15 protein-coding genes and 2 pseudogenes are annotated in these 13910 nt (G+C 69.9%); 6 read left to right on the forward strand and 11 right to left on the reverse strand.

Going from position 1 to position 13910, the window contains the following annotated elements; genetic code table 11:
- Positions 1-379: transposase (locus ACLB9X_RS32730; RefSeq protein WP_410364064.1), on the reverse strand; the 379-nt coding region annotated here is incomplete at its 3' end.
- Positions 380-435: 56 nt separating this feature from the next.
- Between ACLB9X_RS32730 and ACLB9X_RS32735 the strand changes: the two genes are divergently transcribed.
- Positions 436-588: a hypothetical protein gene (locus ACLB9X_RS32735; RefSeq protein WP_410364065.1), complete on the forward strand. Its 153-nt coding sequence runs from the start codon at positions 436-438 to the stop codon at positions 586-588.
- Between the two features lie 613 nt (positions 589-1201).
- Here the strand turns inward: ACLB9X_RS32735 and ACLB9X_RS32740 are convergent.
- The 3 genes from ACLB9X_RS32740 to ACLB9X_RS32750 all read right to left on the reverse strand — a co-directional run bounded on the left by ACLB9X_RS32740 (position 1202) and on the right by ACLB9X_RS32750 (position 3507).
- The gene (locus tag ACLB9X_RS32740) at positions 1202-1771 is read right to left on the reverse strand and encodes a hypothetical protein (RefSeq protein WP_410364066.1); all 570 of its coding nucleotides are present in this window, start codon (positions 1769-1771) and stop codon (positions 1202-1204) included.
- Positions 1772-2305: 534 nt separating this feature from the next.
- Positions 2306-2632, reverse strand: a complete 327-nt coding sequence (locus tag ACLB9X_RS32745; protein ID WP_410364067.1) for a helix-turn-helix domain-containing protein — start codon at positions 2630-2632, stop codon at positions 2306-2308.
- The gene (locus ACLB9X_RS32750) at positions 2629-3507 is read right to left on the reverse strand and encodes a tyrosine-type recombinase/integrase (RefSeq protein WP_410364068.1); all 879 of its coding nucleotides are present in this window, start codon (positions 3505-3507) and stop codon (positions 2629-2631) included. The genes ACLB9X_RS32745 and ACLB9X_RS32750 overlap by 4 nt, the downstream gene beginning before the upstream one ends.
- A 377-nt stretch (positions 3508-3884) precedes the next feature.
- Here ACLB9X_RS32750 and ACLB9X_RS32755 point away from each other — a divergent pair, with 377 nt between their 5' ends.
- The 5 genes from ACLB9X_RS32755 (at position 3885) to ACLB9X_RS32775 (ending at position 7370) form a co-directional block, all read left to right on the forward strand.
- Positions 3885-4163: a hypothetical protein gene (locus tag ACLB9X_RS32755; protein WP_410364069.1), complete on the forward strand. Its 279-nt coding sequence runs from the start codon at positions 3885-3887 to the stop codon at positions 4161-4163.
- A gap of 76 nt (positions 4164-4239) precedes the next feature.
- Positions 4240-4887 (forward strand): PadR family transcriptional regulator, encoded by a 648-nt coding sequence (locus ACLB9X_RS32760; protein WP_410364070.1) that lies wholly within the window; start codon positions 4240-4242, stop codon positions 4885-4887.
- 59 nt (positions 4888-4946) lie between these two features.
- Positions 4947-5909, forward strand: coding sequence for an ATP-binding cassette domain-containing protein (locus ACLB9X_RS32765; protein WP_410364071.1), 963 nt, complete (start codon positions 4947-4949; stop codon positions 5907-5909).
- Positions 5910-5919: 10 nt separating this feature from the next.
- A complete protein-coding gene (locus ACLB9X_RS32770; RefSeq protein WP_410364072.1) occupies positions 5920-6675 on the forward strand; it encodes an ABC transporter permease in 756 nt (251 codons plus the stop codon).
- A gap of 413 nt (positions 6676-7088) precedes the next feature.
- Positions 7089-7370 carry a hypothetical protein gene (locus ACLB9X_RS32775; RefSeq protein ID WP_410364073.1) on the forward strand — a complete coding sequence of 94 codons (282 nt, stop codon included), beginning with the start codon at positions 7089-7091 and terminating at the stop codon, positions 7368-7370.
- Between the two features lie 399 nt (positions 7371-7769).
- On the opposite strand, the pseudogene ACLB9X_RS32780 reads toward ACLB9X_RS32775, so the two are convergent.
- From ACLB9X_RS32780 to ACLB9X_RS32810, 7 genes and pseudogenes are all read right to left on the reverse strand, one after another.
- Positions 7770-8021: pseudogene (locus ACLB9X_RS32780) on the reverse strand (transposase); the annotation flags it as partial.
- A gap of 149 nt (positions 8022-8170) precedes the next feature.
- Positions 8171-8284, reverse strand: a pseudogene (locus tag ACLB9X_RS32785) (CPCC family cysteine-rich protein); the annotation flags it as partial.
- 199 nt (positions 8285-8483) lie between these two features.
- A complete protein-coding gene (locus tag ACLB9X_RS32790; RefSeq protein ID WP_410364074.1) occupies positions 8484-9554 on the reverse strand; it encodes an alpha-hydroxy acid oxidase in 1071 nt (356 codons plus the stop codon).
- A 1-nt stretch (position 9555) separates the two neighbouring features.
- The gene (locus ACLB9X_RS32795; RefSeq protein WP_410364075.1) at positions 9556-10833 is read right to left on the reverse strand and encodes an ATP-grasp domain-containing protein; all 1278 of its coding nucleotides are present in this window, start codon (positions 10831-10833) and stop codon (positions 9556-9558) included.
- Positions 10830-12185, reverse strand: coding sequence for an MFS transporter (locus tag ACLB9X_RS32800; RefSeq protein WP_410364076.1), 1356 nt, complete (start codon positions 12183-12185; stop codon positions 10830-10832). Before ACLB9X_RS32800 ends, ACLB9X_RS32795 begins: the two co-directional genes overlap by 4 nt.
- Complete coding sequence (locus ACLB9X_RS32805) at positions 12182-12991, reverse strand: hypothetical protein (protein ID WP_410364077.1); 810 nt, start codon at positions 12989-12991, stop codon at positions 12182-12184. Before ACLB9X_RS32805 ends, ACLB9X_RS32800 begins: the two co-directional genes overlap by 4 nt.
- On the reverse strand, positions 12988-13908 hold the full coding sequence (locus ACLB9X_RS32810; RefSeq protein ID WP_410364078.1) for a branched-chain amino acid transaminase: 921 nt from the start codon (positions 13906-13908) through the stop codon (positions 12988-12990). Before ACLB9X_RS32810 ends, ACLB9X_RS32805 begins: the two co-directional genes overlap by 4 nt.
- Between the last annotated feature and the right edge of the window lie 2 nt (positions 13909-13910).

A 13910-nucleotide genomic window follows, 5' to 3' on the forward strand; every position in this document is an offset into this window, starting at 1 on the left:
TACGCCGAGTCGGCCGCACATGAACTCGACGCTGTACGCGTACTCCTCGGTGTCGAGCCGCATCTCGTCGATGAACTCGTACTTGCTTGCTACCGGGGATCCTTCGCGAAGTACGCTGCGGCTTTTTCAGGAAGGTAACTTCCATCTCCAGCTCGCGGTTGCGTCGTTCGAGTTCCTTCAGGCGCGCCCGCTCGTTCACCGTCAGTTCCGCGTCGGGAGCCGGTTCCTGCTGCTTCTGGTACTTCTTGACCCAGCCGCGTAGCGTCTCCGGATTCCGCTCAAGCTCCCGGGCGACTGCGGAGATCGTTTTGCTCGACCTCAACGCGATCTGGACGGCTTCCTCGCGGAACTCCGGCGAGTACTTACTGGGTGGCGCCACTTCTTCCTCGTTTTCCTGTTCAGGACAACCTTATTGGGTCCCTGTCCGGAAACTTCGTGGCCCCTCAGGCCATCCGCCACCTCGTTCTCCAGGCCCCCGCACCCGTGATTGCCCGCATGCTCGGCTACCACGACGACACCACCGCCCAGCTCGCCGCCGAGGCAGGAGGAACCTGGCGCCACTATGCCCCCGGCGACCACACACGGTGACACCAGCGCCTCAATGACCAAGGAATAGGCGTCAGTCGATTACGCGAGGTCGCCAGTTTCACACCCCTTGAGCCCCGCGAGTTCGCGAAAACTGAAGGTACTTCGGCAGGAACCCGAGGGTCCGATGCCCTGATGTTAGGGGGTGGACCCGTGGGTTCGGGGCGGAGTTGCGGGTCGGTTTCCAGGGGCCGTTCCAGGAGAGCGCGGGCAGAGTTCGCGTAGCGGATTGCGGCTTTCTCGCTGAGTCCGAAGACCTCGGCAAGGTGGAGCGGGTCGGGACCGTGGACGAGCGCCTCTTCGAGCTGACGGTCCATGCGGAGTCGTTCGAGCGTCGCGGTCTGGCCGTGCAGCGCCGGGCCGGCGACGGAGCTCTTGCCGATGGGGTCGGTCCCCAGGGCGGTCTGCTTGTTGATCAGCAGGTGCAAGTTGGCAGTGTCGGGCCAGCGGCTGCGTCGGAACTCCAGCCATTCGCAGGCGAGTTGAAGGGTGAGGTCGTCCAGTGGGCGGGTGCGGCCGTCGATCGTCAGCCGGCGGTTGCCGATGTCGAGATCGTCGAGCTGGAGGCGGCGTATAGCGCCAGGCCGTGCCGCGTGGACTGCGGCGAGTACGAGGATCAGCCGGTCGGCGGGTTGGTGACGGCGGCGACGGAACCGCTGGTGTACTCGGGTTGGGGCTGGACGACGCCTTCTTCGCGCTGGCCGACGCGGATGAAGGCGGTCGGGTTCTTGAAGATGGTGCCGTTCTTCTTCGCCCACCGGAACAACGATCGCAGCGCGACGATGGTGTGCTGGCGTGGAGAGCCGTGGACGGTGTCGAGGTGCGCGATCACGTCGTCGCGCTTCACTTCGCGCAGGTGGTCGTAGCAGCTGGACCAGTCGCTCAGCACCGGTCGGATCCGGTTGAGGTAGTTCCAGACCGTTGCGTGATGCCGGGCCCGGGACCGGGGCCCTCCGTCGTGCAGGGTCCGAGCCCATCCTTCGACGTCCCGTCGGATCCCGGCCGCGAGGCCGTCGAGCTTCCGTTCAAGCCACAGATCGAAAGACGTGGGCCGGTCGTCGAGGAGGACGCCGATGCGGTCGAGGACTTCCGTCGTGCGGACGGTGCTCAGGCCGCGGGCCCGCAACACGGGGGCTATCTCGGAGTACCGGATCACGTCGCCGTCCGCGTGGCCGGACAGCAGCATGACAAGGGCTTGATCGACGTTCAGCCGGGTTTTGCGAGGCCAGCCTCGTGCCTCACCGAGCCGGTGGGCAGTGTGACGACCCCAGGCCAGCCACGGGTTGCCGCAGGGAAGGGCCGTGCTTGCCGACGACCGCGTGAAGTCCGGGCGGACGGCGCACAAGGCGGGCTGGAGCCAGCACAAGGACGGCGGCAAAGCCGGAGCCGGATCGGGTCGCCGGGGACGGCCTCGGCGGCCGTACTTCACCACGGTCTGCTTGGGCTGGCGCTCCCAGAGCGCCGTCAGGCCGTAGAAGAACAACTGCTGGTGACGCAGACGAGGCAGCAAAACCTCCGGTCTGTCGCCGGTCGCGGCAGCCTCCGTTCTCGCCTGGACCCAGCACAGACGGCAGTACTCCTCCCGCAAAGGCACTCCGCGTGTGCAGCCGGCGCACTCGCCCACCTTCCAGCGGCTGGCAAACGAGGAACACGTCGAGCAACGTGGCTCGAAGAACCGTCCCCAGGCGAGGCATTCCGGGCAGAAACTCGGGCCCATGGGTCACATCGGGGGAAGCGATCGGCCGTCCCGACGGCGCGGGACCACCGCCGGGGCGGGACCGGACGCGGCGGCGGCCTGCTGGCCGGTCTCCTCGCCGGGACGGCGGACCTTGTCCGGCTCGGGGACCAGCAGGTCGCCGATCTCGCAGCCGAGGACGACGCAGATGACGTCCAGGTCCTCCAGCTTGAGGGGCACCGGTTGGCCAGACCACAGCCCGGACATCTTCCCCGCCGAGATCACCAACCCGTGCTCGGCAAGGCTTCGTTGGAGCTCGGACGCCTTCCAGACACCCTTGTTCGCGGCCGTCAGCCGCAAGTTCCACCTCATCGGATCAGCCCTTCCAGCCGCTTCGCGGCTCGCTCGGTCCCGGCGACCCAGGCGTCCTCGACCCGGGTCTGCTGGACGTGGACGTATCGCATCGTCGTCGCAATCCATGAATGCCCCAAAACCTCCTGAATTGCGAGCAAGTCCAGTCCGTTCTCGTAGAGTTGGGACGCGCAGAAATGCCGCAGGACATGCGGCGTCAGCCGCTCGCCCCATCCCGGCAGATGCGCTTTGGCCCCAGCCTTGAGCCCGCGGCGCAGGGCGTCGTCGCCGACCCGGCGTGAGGAGCCGTCGGCGTTCTTGCGCTCGGAGGGGAACAGCGGGGCGCCCGGGCGGGTGTGCTCGTCGTCGAACTGGCCCCACACGTCCTCGATGAACCACCGCAGCGTGCGGTCGGCGCCGTTGATCAGCGGGACCATCCGCTCGCGCGGACCCGAGCCGCGGGCACCCTTGCCGTGGCGGACGTGGAGCTTGCCGAAGCGACCCAGGTTCCACTTGATGTCGGCCAGATCCAGCTTGCACGCCTCGCTGACCCGCAGGCCGACCTGCGACATCAGCTTCGCCGCGGTGTAGTTCCGGGCGGTCGGGGCGAACTTGCGGCAGGTCGCCAGCTCCCCGCCCCAGCCGGTGAACAGGATCCCGACCTCCGGCTCGGTCGGTGGCATCCGCAACTGGGCGTCCTTGGCCCCACGCGGCCGGTTCATCTCGTCGATCGGGCACTCGATGACCCGGCCGGTCATCCGGTGGAGTTCGACCTTGTGCCGCAGCTCCAGGAACATGAAGTACGTAGTCAGCGCCTGGGACCGGGCCAGTCGGGTGCCGCTCGGCGAGTTCCGCAGCACCTTCCCGAAGTACGCGTCAGCGTCGGCTGGCTCCATGTCCCACAACGGGGGCGGCCGAACCAGGTTCTGATCTGCTCCAGGTGCCCGACGTCCCCGCGGATAGTGCCATCCGCCAGGCCCGCCGAGGCACCCGTGCGAGAACGAACCCGGACAGCACATCGGTCTCGAACCGCTCCAGCTCCTCCGCCGACGCAGGCGTCCAGTGCTCACGCAGGTCTCGTACGACTGCCAGCGCCGCCAACCCGAGCCTCCTCGCCTTCGGTCCGACTGCGGATCGGTCGGACGAAGTGAGAACGCTTCAAGAATCCCGAAGTTACGTCACAGAACCGCAGAGCACACGAAGGAGGAAGAACCCCCTGGCCACAGGGTTGGGGACTCAGCAGGGCTCAGGGGAACTCACGGGATGTCGCACAGTGGTGCTGGACGAACCGGTCACTGGTCTGCATCCGGCGGACGTCCAGGTTCTCGTCGACGCGTTCGACGTGCTCCTCGCTGCGGGCAACACCGTCGTACTCGCCGAGCACGACCTGCACCTGGCCGCCGCAGCGGACTGGCTGATCGACATGGGCCCGGGCAGCGGAGAGGCCGGCGGCACGGTCCTGCACTGCGGCCGTCCGGACGCCCTCCGACCGGACTCCGGCCCTACGGCGGAGTATCTGCCGGGGCTCCACTCGCAGTCCATCACGGCTTGACCGTCAGCCGATGCATCGGTCGATCGACACACCAGTCGATGCCGTATAGTCGGATCCGACTAAGGGAGGTTGAAAGATGGCGGCGCGCAAACGGCCGGTCTCCAACCTGCTCGGGCTCGCAGTCCTCGGACTGCTGCTGGAGCAGCCGATGCATCCGTACGAGATGGCCACGACCCTTCGGGAACGCGACAAGGACACCAGCTTCAAGATCAAGACCGGTTCGCTCTACGACGTCGTCGAATCGCTCGTCCGTGCCGGCTGGATCGCCGAACACAGCACCGAGCGCGCCGGACGCCGGCCGGAGCGCAAGGTGTACGCCCATACCGAGCTGGGCCGCAAGGAGTTCATGAGCTGGCTGGACGAACTCGTCCGCACCCCGGTGAAGGAATACCCCAGCTTCCTCGCCGCGGTGAGCTACCTCGGTGCCCTGGGGCCCGAACGCGCGGTCCTGGCCCTACGGGAACGCATCGCCCGGCTGGACGAGGAGATCGACCAGGCCCGCCAGGCGCAGGCCGAGGTTCTGGGCCAGCAAACGCCACGGCTGTTCGTGATCGAACTCGAATACGCCCTGACCATGGCCGAAGCCGAACGGAACTGGGCCCGCCGGATCGTCGGCGAGATCCAAGACGGCACCCTCACCTGGCCTGCACTCACCACCAAAGACGGCCGTCAGGTGTGGACCGACCAGGAAGAGCAGGAAGAACGCGAAGGACTGCAGGCATGACCGCACCACCCGCACCGCACGAGCGTGCCCTACACGATCCGTCACGGGAGGCGTTACCCATGATCCAGGCCAAGGGGCTGGCCAAGACTTTCCACACCAAGCAGGGCCGCGTCGAGGCGGTGGCCGGAGTCGACTTCACCGTGAACTCGGGGGAGATCGTCGGCTTCCTCGGCCCCAATGGTGCCGGCAAGACGACCACCATGCGCATGCTCACCACTCTGCTCGGCCCCAGCTCAGGCACGGCCACCATCGCTGGATGCGATCTGCTCCAGGAGGCGGCGAAGGTCCGCATGCACATCGGCTACGTCTCCCAGGCAGGTGGATCCAAGCCCAGCTCCCCGGTCCGCAGGGACATCGTCCTGCAGGCCCGCCTCTACGGGATGTCCCGCCCCGAGGCCGAAGCCCGCGCCGACCAAGTGATCGCGCAGCTCGGGTTGGAAGAGCTGGCGAACCGTGTCATCCAGACCCTCTCGGGCGGCCAGCGCCGCCGCGTCGACATGGCACTCGGTCTGGTGCACGAACCCAAGCTGCTCTTCCTCGACGAGCCCACCGCGAACCTCGACCCCGAGAGCCGCAACGGCGTCTGGGAACACATCCGCCGCCTGCGCGACGAGCACGGCACCACCGTCTTCCTCAGCACCCACTACCTGGACGAGACGGACAACCTCTGCGACCGGGTCCTGATCATCGACAAGGGCCGCATCATCGCCGAGGACAGCCCGCAGAACCTGAAGGCCGCCATCGCCCACGACACCATCGAGATCGAGGTCGACGGCGACGCGGCACGAGCCGCCGACCTGATCGGCGCCCACCCCGAGGTCCATGGGGTGTCGGTGGACGGCACCGCACTGTCGGTCAGTTGCCGAGGCGCCGAGCGCATCCTCGCCGACCTGCTGCGCGAGCTGGAGTCCGCGTACATCCGGGCGGAGTCCCTGCGGTTGGCGAAGCCCTCGCTCGACGACGTCTTCATGACCATGACCGACCGCCGTCCGCAGCAGGGCGCGGACGCCGTCCACGCCTGAGGGGAGCCCCATGATGCACACGATCCGAGACGCGGGAATCGTCTTCCGGGACGAGGCCTCAGCCGCGGCGCAGAAGAGGATGGGACTCCTCATCGGCCTCGTCCAACCATTCGTCTACATGGCCCTGTTCGGCCCGGTCCTGGTCAAAATGCTGCCGGAGAGCGGCGCGTCCGCCTGGCAGGTCTACATTCCTGGCCTGCTCGTCCAACTCGGCCTGTTCGCCACCGGATACGCCGGGTTCGGCCTGATCCCCGATGTCCGCTCCGGCTATCTGGAGCGGCTTCGGGTAACCCCGGCGAGTCGGCTCGGGCTGCTGCTGGGGCGGGTGCTCTGGGACGTGCTGGCCCTGTTCATCCAGTCGGTCGTCATCGTCCTCATCGCCCTGCTGTTCGGCCTGCGTGCCCCCCTAGGGGGCGTCCTGGCTGCCATCGCCATGATGATGTTCGTCGGGATCAGCCTCGCCTTCCTCTCCTACGCGTTGGCGCTGAAGCTGACGTCGGAGTGGCTCTTCGCGCCCGTCCTCAACGCCATCGCCCTGCCGCTCATGCTGCTGTCCGGCATCCTCCTGCCCCTCTCATACGCCCCCGATTGGCTGAAAGCCGTTGGCTCCGCCAACCCCTTGCGGTACGCGGTGGATGCCATGCGCGGATTCTTCGCCGGCCAGTACGGCTCACATACCGTGCTGACGGGGCTGGCTGTGGTGGTCGGCCTGATGATCGTGTCGGCGACGGCCGGTACCCGCATCTTCGCCAAGTACAACGCCTGAGCCTTTACGTCTGTGGATTCGTCGCGAGTACGGCGGGCGCTTGGCGCAGTGCTGTCACCCGATGACGTTCACGGCGGCCGCGAGGGCGGTGGGCGGGGCCGTGTCGCATCCGGTGGCGGGCATGGGCTGCCCTCCAGTGAGGAGCCGGGAGGGCAGCCCATGGCCGACGTGACCGGGCGGGGGCCGCACAGCATGCGCGGGAATCAGCCATCAGGGAAGGGTGTGGCTGAAAACACACCCATACCCGCCATCCACCGCGCGGGCCCCGTTACCACGCTGGTCACTGTCAAGGGCTGGTACGACGAGCAACTGCTGGCCCAGCGTGACCTACACAAGAAGAGGCGGCCCCGCCATCACGAAGGACGACGGGGCCGCTCACCGAGCCGATCCCCGTCCTGGTGCAGGAGGCGAGGGTGAGCCAGGCACCACGGCCCGGCCGACGCCCCCCTCGTCGTGACCGTGCACCGGTCGAGGAGATCCTGCGGCGCTACGGGGACGGCGAGTCGGCGGCCCGGCTCGCCGCCGAGTGGCAACAGACCCTGAAACAGGGGAGACGGGGCCGCGAGATGTCACTGCGGGTGCTTCTGCTTGACTGGCTCGGGGGCACCGCCCAGGACACGGACTATGCACCGGAGTGGCCGCCCGGCAGGCAGGAAGACATCGACGCCTTCCTTGCGACCCGCCCAGCCCTCTAGGACGCGGTGCACCCGTTTCTCGGTGACGATCCTGCCTCTGCTCGCCGACCCGGTGCTGACCCACCACGTCCCCGCCCTGACTGACGTAGTCCACGAACTGGCCGCCCCGGGACACTCCCTACCGCTGGTACGCCATCGACCGACTCGCCGCCTGGGGCCAGGACACTTCCCCGCTACCCCGAGCCGCGACGGGACCCGAACGATTTCGCCGGTGCGGTTGGGGAGGACATCACGCATGGCGACCACGACCCGTGGGCAGGGCTCCTCGAGCCGTGGCCGGACTCTGTGTACGTCAGCGTTCAATAGGGCCACCAGCGATCCTGTCGATCAGTCGCGCGGGCCGGGTCGGGGTCGGTGCGGCCTTCAGGAGTTTGCGGGCCTACGGGCGGCACAGACCGTTCTGGGTAACGGGATCGAGGCCAGCGCACGACGCAGCCGGGCGCAGTCGATTCGTCCCTGGTTGAGGCCGCCATAGAGAGCCCCGTGGCCTCGGTGGTGTTCCGGCGCGAGCGCCAGGTCCACCAGCGTCCGCACCGGCCCGTCCGTGCACAACAACGCGTCGTACAACTCGAACAGTGCATCGGCCCGAGAGGTCAGGCACGAGTACAACTCCGTCCGGAAGCATGACACTTCCGCGAACGCATCCCGCAGGACGCCCTGATACCCCAGACTCACGACCACGGCCTTCGTGTTGATTCCTCTGCCTCTGTGACCGAGCACAGGATCAGACGAAGGCCCTTTCCACGTCCGCTGAATTGCGAAAACACTGGTCAAGTTCGAGCCGCGTTTGACGCCGGACCTTAAACGTCAAGCTGAGCCTCGACAAGCGAGATGCGGTTGGCGCCGCCCGGCATGAACGGCCAGCGGAACTGTTGCACGTCGTCTTCCCAGAGGCAGATCGGGCAGATGGCGAACGAGCCGGGCCGTGGCCTGGAGCAGCGTGGGAGTGATGGCGACGCTGGTCAGGTGCTCGGCCAGGGCGGGGTGCCTCCGGTCGTCCTCCGAGTCGGGGCATCAGCTCAGCACGCCGACCGGGGTGACCGTTCATGGGTGGCCACTGTCGGCCGCGCAGCCTGCGTCGCGGCCGATCGGTACGGTCATGTGCAGAGCGAGTCAGGGCCCTCCAAACAGCAACTCCCCGTCGATGTCCGCGAGCCGGGCGCAGCCGGTGAGGGCCATGGACGTGGTGAGTTGGGCGCGGTACGAGTCCAGGAGGGTGGTGACGCCCACGGCGCCGCCGAGGGCCAGGGACCAGATGACGGGGCGGCCCAGCAGGACGGCCCGGGCGCCCAGGGCGAGGGCTACCAGCACGTCGGTGCCGGTGCGGATGCCGCCGTCGACGAGGACCGGGACCTCGGTGCCCACCGCCGCCGCAACGGCGGGGAGGGCGTCTGCGGAGGAGACCGCACGGTCCAGCTGCCGGCCGCCGTGGTTGGAGACGATCAACCCGGCCGCGCCCGCGGCCACGCATGCCCTGGCGTCGTCGGCCCGCAATACCCCCTTGACCAGGACGGGAAGCCCGGACATCCGGTGCAGCCGGCCGATGGCGTCCAGGCCCAGCGAAGGGTCCTGTTCCCAGCCGGGCAGCCGGGTGCCGATGCCCACCGAGCGGCACAGCTCGTCGTCCTCGGGTAGGGGCAGCGGCAGTCCCGAAGTCGACCGGGGCGGCAAGTACGGGGCGTCGACCGTCAGCACCAAGGCCCGCGCGCCGGCGGCGACCGCCCGAGCGACCTGGCGGCGGGTGATCTCAGCGTCCCGCAGCCAGTACACCTGGTACCACCAGGGCCCGGCCACCGCGGCGACGTCCTCCGGGTGGCGGGTCGCGCGGGAGGAGAGCACGAGCAGCGAGCCGGCCGCGGCGACGCCCGCCGCCGTGGCCGTCTCGCCCTCGTCGTGCGCCATGCGGTGAAAGGCTGTCGGGCCGGCGAGCACCGGCGACGCGAGCCTGGTCCCCAGCAGGTCGACGCCCGTTTCGATGGACGAGACGTCGCGAAGCACCCGTGGCAGCAGCCGCCGGCCGCGCCAGGCGGTTGCCGCCTCGCCCACGCTTATTTCCTCGTCCGACCCGGCAGCGTAGAACTCGTACGCGGCCCTCGGCAGGACCTTGCGCGCCAGTTCGGCCAGCTCCCCCGACGCGCGGATGCCGGCGCTCGCCGAGCTGGAGAGTTCCTGTGCCGCCGTCATGTCAGATCCAGTCCCCCGCGCCGCCGGCCGCGCCGTCACCGGACACCGTGACCTCGAACTCCAGCGCCGCCACGGCCTGCCGGGCGCGCTCCACGGCCTCGGCCGCGTCCGCGCCCCGGGCGCGTACGAAGGCCGCCCGGGACTCTGAGCTGTCCAGGTCCCCCAGCACGTCGCCGGCGCCGAGCAGGGCCTCGGCGGCCACCACGCCAGGCCGGGTGGCGGCTTCGTCCAGGCCGCCGATCCGCGTGAGGGTGCCGCGCGCCTGTGGGACGGCGAACCAGATCGCCTCCGGGCTGCGGTCCACCGACGGGTCTGCCAGCGTCTTGCGGATGTCCGCCAGCACCGGCTGTCCCAGCGTCTGGCGCACCACGCAGTCCACCAGGTCGACTCCGGTGACGTCGTGCACCAGGTACGGGATCTCGTCGCCGGCGAGTCGGACGTGGGTCTCGATGACCCGGGGTCCGGCTGCGGTCAGCACGACCTCGGTGTGGGTGACGCCGTACGCGATGTCGAGGGCGTCGAGCAGCCGCCGCACGTACCCGTGCACCGCGTCGGTCTGCTCGGGGGACAGTTCGGCGGGCAAGACGTGGCCGAGCTCGACGAAGCCCACCGGGTCGGAGAACTTCCGCGTCACGGCGAGGATCTCGTGCTCGCCGTCCTCGGAGAAGGCCTCGACGCTGAACTGCGGCCCCTCGTGGAAGCGCTCCACCAGCACGCCCGCGTCCGGGATGACCTCGAAGTCTGCCGCGGCGCGGGCGAAGGCCGCCTCCGCCTCGTCGGCGCTGCGGACCACGGAAACGCCGAAGCTGCCCGCTCCCTGCACCGGCTTGACCACGCACGGAGTGCCGTGCTGCGCCAGGAAGGCCCGCAGTTCGGCCACGTCGGCGACCCGCCCGCCCGGGGTCTCGTCCACGCCGAGTTCCGTCAGCCGACGGCGCATCGCGTCCTTGTCGTGGACATAGGCGATGGTCTGTGGCGAGTGGCAGGGCAGGCCGAGGGCGGCGGCGACCGCCGCGGCCCGGTCCTGGTCCCGCTCGCCGAAGGTGCCCACGCGGGTGAAGGGCTGCCTCTCGTGGACGGCGGTGGCCAGCGCGATCCACTCCGCGTCGGGGGCGTCGCTGCGCAGGGCCAGCACGCGGTCGTGTTGCCCGGCCTTGCGGATCTTGGGGACGAAGTCCATCCGGCACAGGATGGTCGTGACGACGTCCGGGCCGCCCGCGTCGCGGATCAGGCCGGGGATTTCCCTGCCGCCGCCGACGATCAGCACGTGTTCTGTCATGGGGTCACCTCGGTGGGAGGACTGGAAGGGGAAGAGAGCGCTGGGGCGGGCGTCGCACGGGGTGCGCCGGTGGCCCGTACCACCACGGCGGCCAGCGCGAACACCGCGGCGAGCACGGCCCAGCCCGCCGTGCCCAGCGGCAGCAGCACGCCCGTCATCAGGACCGGGCCGACGATCTGCTGGCCGGTCATCCCCAGGCTGAAGGCGGCCAGGTAGCGGGATCGGGCCGGCGCGGGCGACAGCTCGTACGACAGGTTCCACACGGCGACCGAGTGCAGGTTCTCGCCCACCGTCAGCAGCACCACGGCGAGTACCGCGCAGGCCGCGGCGGGCCACACCGGGACGTGCTCGGCGCCGGCGAACGCCGCGCACGAGACCAGCAGCGGGACGAGGGCGACGGGTACGAGTCTCAGAGCGCCCGCGGTGGTCTTGGCGAACCGGGCCACGTACACCTGGAGCAGCACGGTCAGCACGGTGTTGACCGCGAGCAGCACCGAGACCGCCGAGGACGGTGCGTCGGTGGCTGTGGTCAGCCACAGCGGCAGGAGTACGAAGAGCACCGAGTCGTGCAGTGACAGCACGCCGTTGGAGACGGTGAAGAGCATGAACCGCAGGCTCCGGAAGGGGCTGCGGACCGTCGTGGGCTGAGGCTTGGTGGGGGCGGGCTCGGCGGCATCCGCCTGTGGTGCGGGGGCTGCCAGAGGCACGGCCGCGGCCCGGCGGCGCAGTTGCTCCACCACGGCGGCGATCACCCAGAAGGTCGCGGCGTTCGCCAGGAACAGCGCGACGAACGCCGCCCGTTCCTGGATCGCGAGTACCGCGCCCGCGAGCAGGAAGCCCGCGGTCAGGCCGATGTTGCGCACCGAGCGGATGGAGGCCATCGTCCGGGTCTGGTGCTGCTCGCCCTCGACGATGCCCACGACAACCTGCTGGAGGGGTGAGCAGCCCCGGTCCAGGGCGGTGAGTACGCAGGTGAGCACGGCGTACGGCCAGAAGTCGTCGATCAACGCGAATCCGGCGTAGCCGAGGCCGCGCAGCGTCAGCAGGGCGACGTACACCCGTATCGGACCCACTCGGTCGGCCAGCCGGCCGAGCGGCACGGGGCTGAGCAGCCCGGCCACCGCGGCGACGGACAGCACCAGGCCGACCCGGGTGGCGGGCAGGCCGACGACCGTGACGAAGTACAGGGTGGAGGCGGCCAAGAACATGCCCGAGCCGACCGAGTCGACCGCGGCGCCGGCCGCCAGCCGGCGTCCTGCGGGTGTCTTGGGCAGGATGGCCTGCAGCAGGCCCGCGATCCGGCGGGCCGCGCGCTGTTCCTCCTCCTTCGTGCCGCTCGGCTGCTCGCTCATACCCCTCTCCGTTCCGCGGACGCGGATCCGGCGATCCAGTCGACCAGTTCGGCGGTGCGCAGTACGTGGACGGCTGTGGCGGCCTCCGGGGGCGGCTGGCGCAGGTGGTTCCAGGTGTACCGGCGGGCCGCGTTGACGCAGGTCTCGGCCTGTTCGTCCGGGTACGCCGGGGCGGCCGACAGCAGAGCCACGGCCAGCGCAAGCCGGCCGATACGGTCCACCAGCACCCAGCCGCCGGCGGCGGTGTGCGCCGGGTCGGCCCCGACCCACTCGTCTCGCGTGGTGCCCAGGCCCGACAGCGCCGACTCGGCGATCTCCCAGGCGGCGGCCGCCCGTCCGGCCGGGCACGGGCCCAGCGCGGTACGCAGCCGATCGCGCACCCCGTCGTACACCTCGGCCGCGGCCAGCGCGGTGACCAGGGCCGCCACCTGGCCGTGCGTCGCCACGGCGGCGCGTGCGGTGCCGTCCGGCACGTCGGCGTCCGTCGCGGACCGGTCCGTTCCGGTCATGGCCAGGACGCGTGCGGTGTCCGTCTCCACGGCCCACAGCGCGCACCCGCGCAGTACGTCGGCCGCCGGGTCCTGCTCGGCCGCCTGATCTGCGGCCCAGGCCCTGGCGGCGGCGAGGTCGATCAGCCGGTCGCACAGCTCCTCGTCCAGCGCGGCCCGCCAGGCAGAGACACCGGCCGGACCGGCCTCGCCCGCCTCTGGTGCGTCCAGTACCGTCCGCAGCCGCCGCGTGGCGTTCTCCAGCGAGGCGGCCGCGGCGGCCGCACCCGCTTCCCCGGTCGCCTCCACTGAGCTCACGCCCGCTCCAGCCAGCGCGCGTACCCGTCGTGGCGGCCGCCGACCACGTCACGGAAGAGGTCGCGCAGCTGCTTGGTCACCGGGCCGACGCCGCCCGCACCCAGCGGGCGCTCGTCCACCGAGGCCACCGGCACGATCTCGGCGGCGGTCCCGGTCAGGAACGCCTCGTCCGCGATGTAGACCTCGCTGCGCGGGATGCTCCGCTCCTTCACCTGCAGGCCCAGGTCGCGGGCCATGGTGATGACGCTGTCACGGGTGATGCCGGGCAGGATCCCGTCGCTGACGGGCGGCGTGACCAGGGCGCCGTCGCGCACCAGGAACAGGTTGGCGGCCGAGGCCTCCGCGATGTGCCCGGTCGCGGTCAGCATCAGCGCGTCGTCGTATCCGGCACGCAGCGCGCCCACCTTAGCGAGCGCGCTGTTGACGTACGCGCCGGTGGCCTTGGCGAGCGGCGGCACCGTCTGGTGGGAGTTGCGCTGCCAGTTGCTGACGATCAGCCGGCAGCCCTCCGCCTCGGCCTTGTCGCCGAGGTACGAGCCCCAGGGCCACACCGCGATCGACATCTTCACCGCGTCCAGCTGCGGCGCTACGCCCATCTCGCCGTAGCCCAGGTATGCGATGGGGCGGATGTAGCAGGATTCGTGGCCGTTGATCCGGACCAGTTCGAGCACCGCGGCGATCAGCTCTTCATCGGTCCAGGGTAGTTCCATCAGGTACACGCGCGCCGAGTCGCGCAGCCGCTCGATGTGCTCGCGCAGCCGGAACACAGCCGGGCCGGAGTCCGTGGCGTAGGCGCGGATGCCCTCGTAGACGCCCCATCCGTAGTGCAGGCTCGGCGTGAGCACGTGCACCTTCGCGTCGTCCCAGGGGACCAGCTCGCCGTCCATCCAGATGAACGGGGTCGGGGTCAGTGGCATGT

Origin of the sequence: Streptomyces sp. 5K101, assembly GCF_046506645.1 — a bacterium.
Lineage (GTDB): Bacteria > Actinomycetota > Actinomycetes > Streptomycetales > Streptomycetaceae > Streptomyces.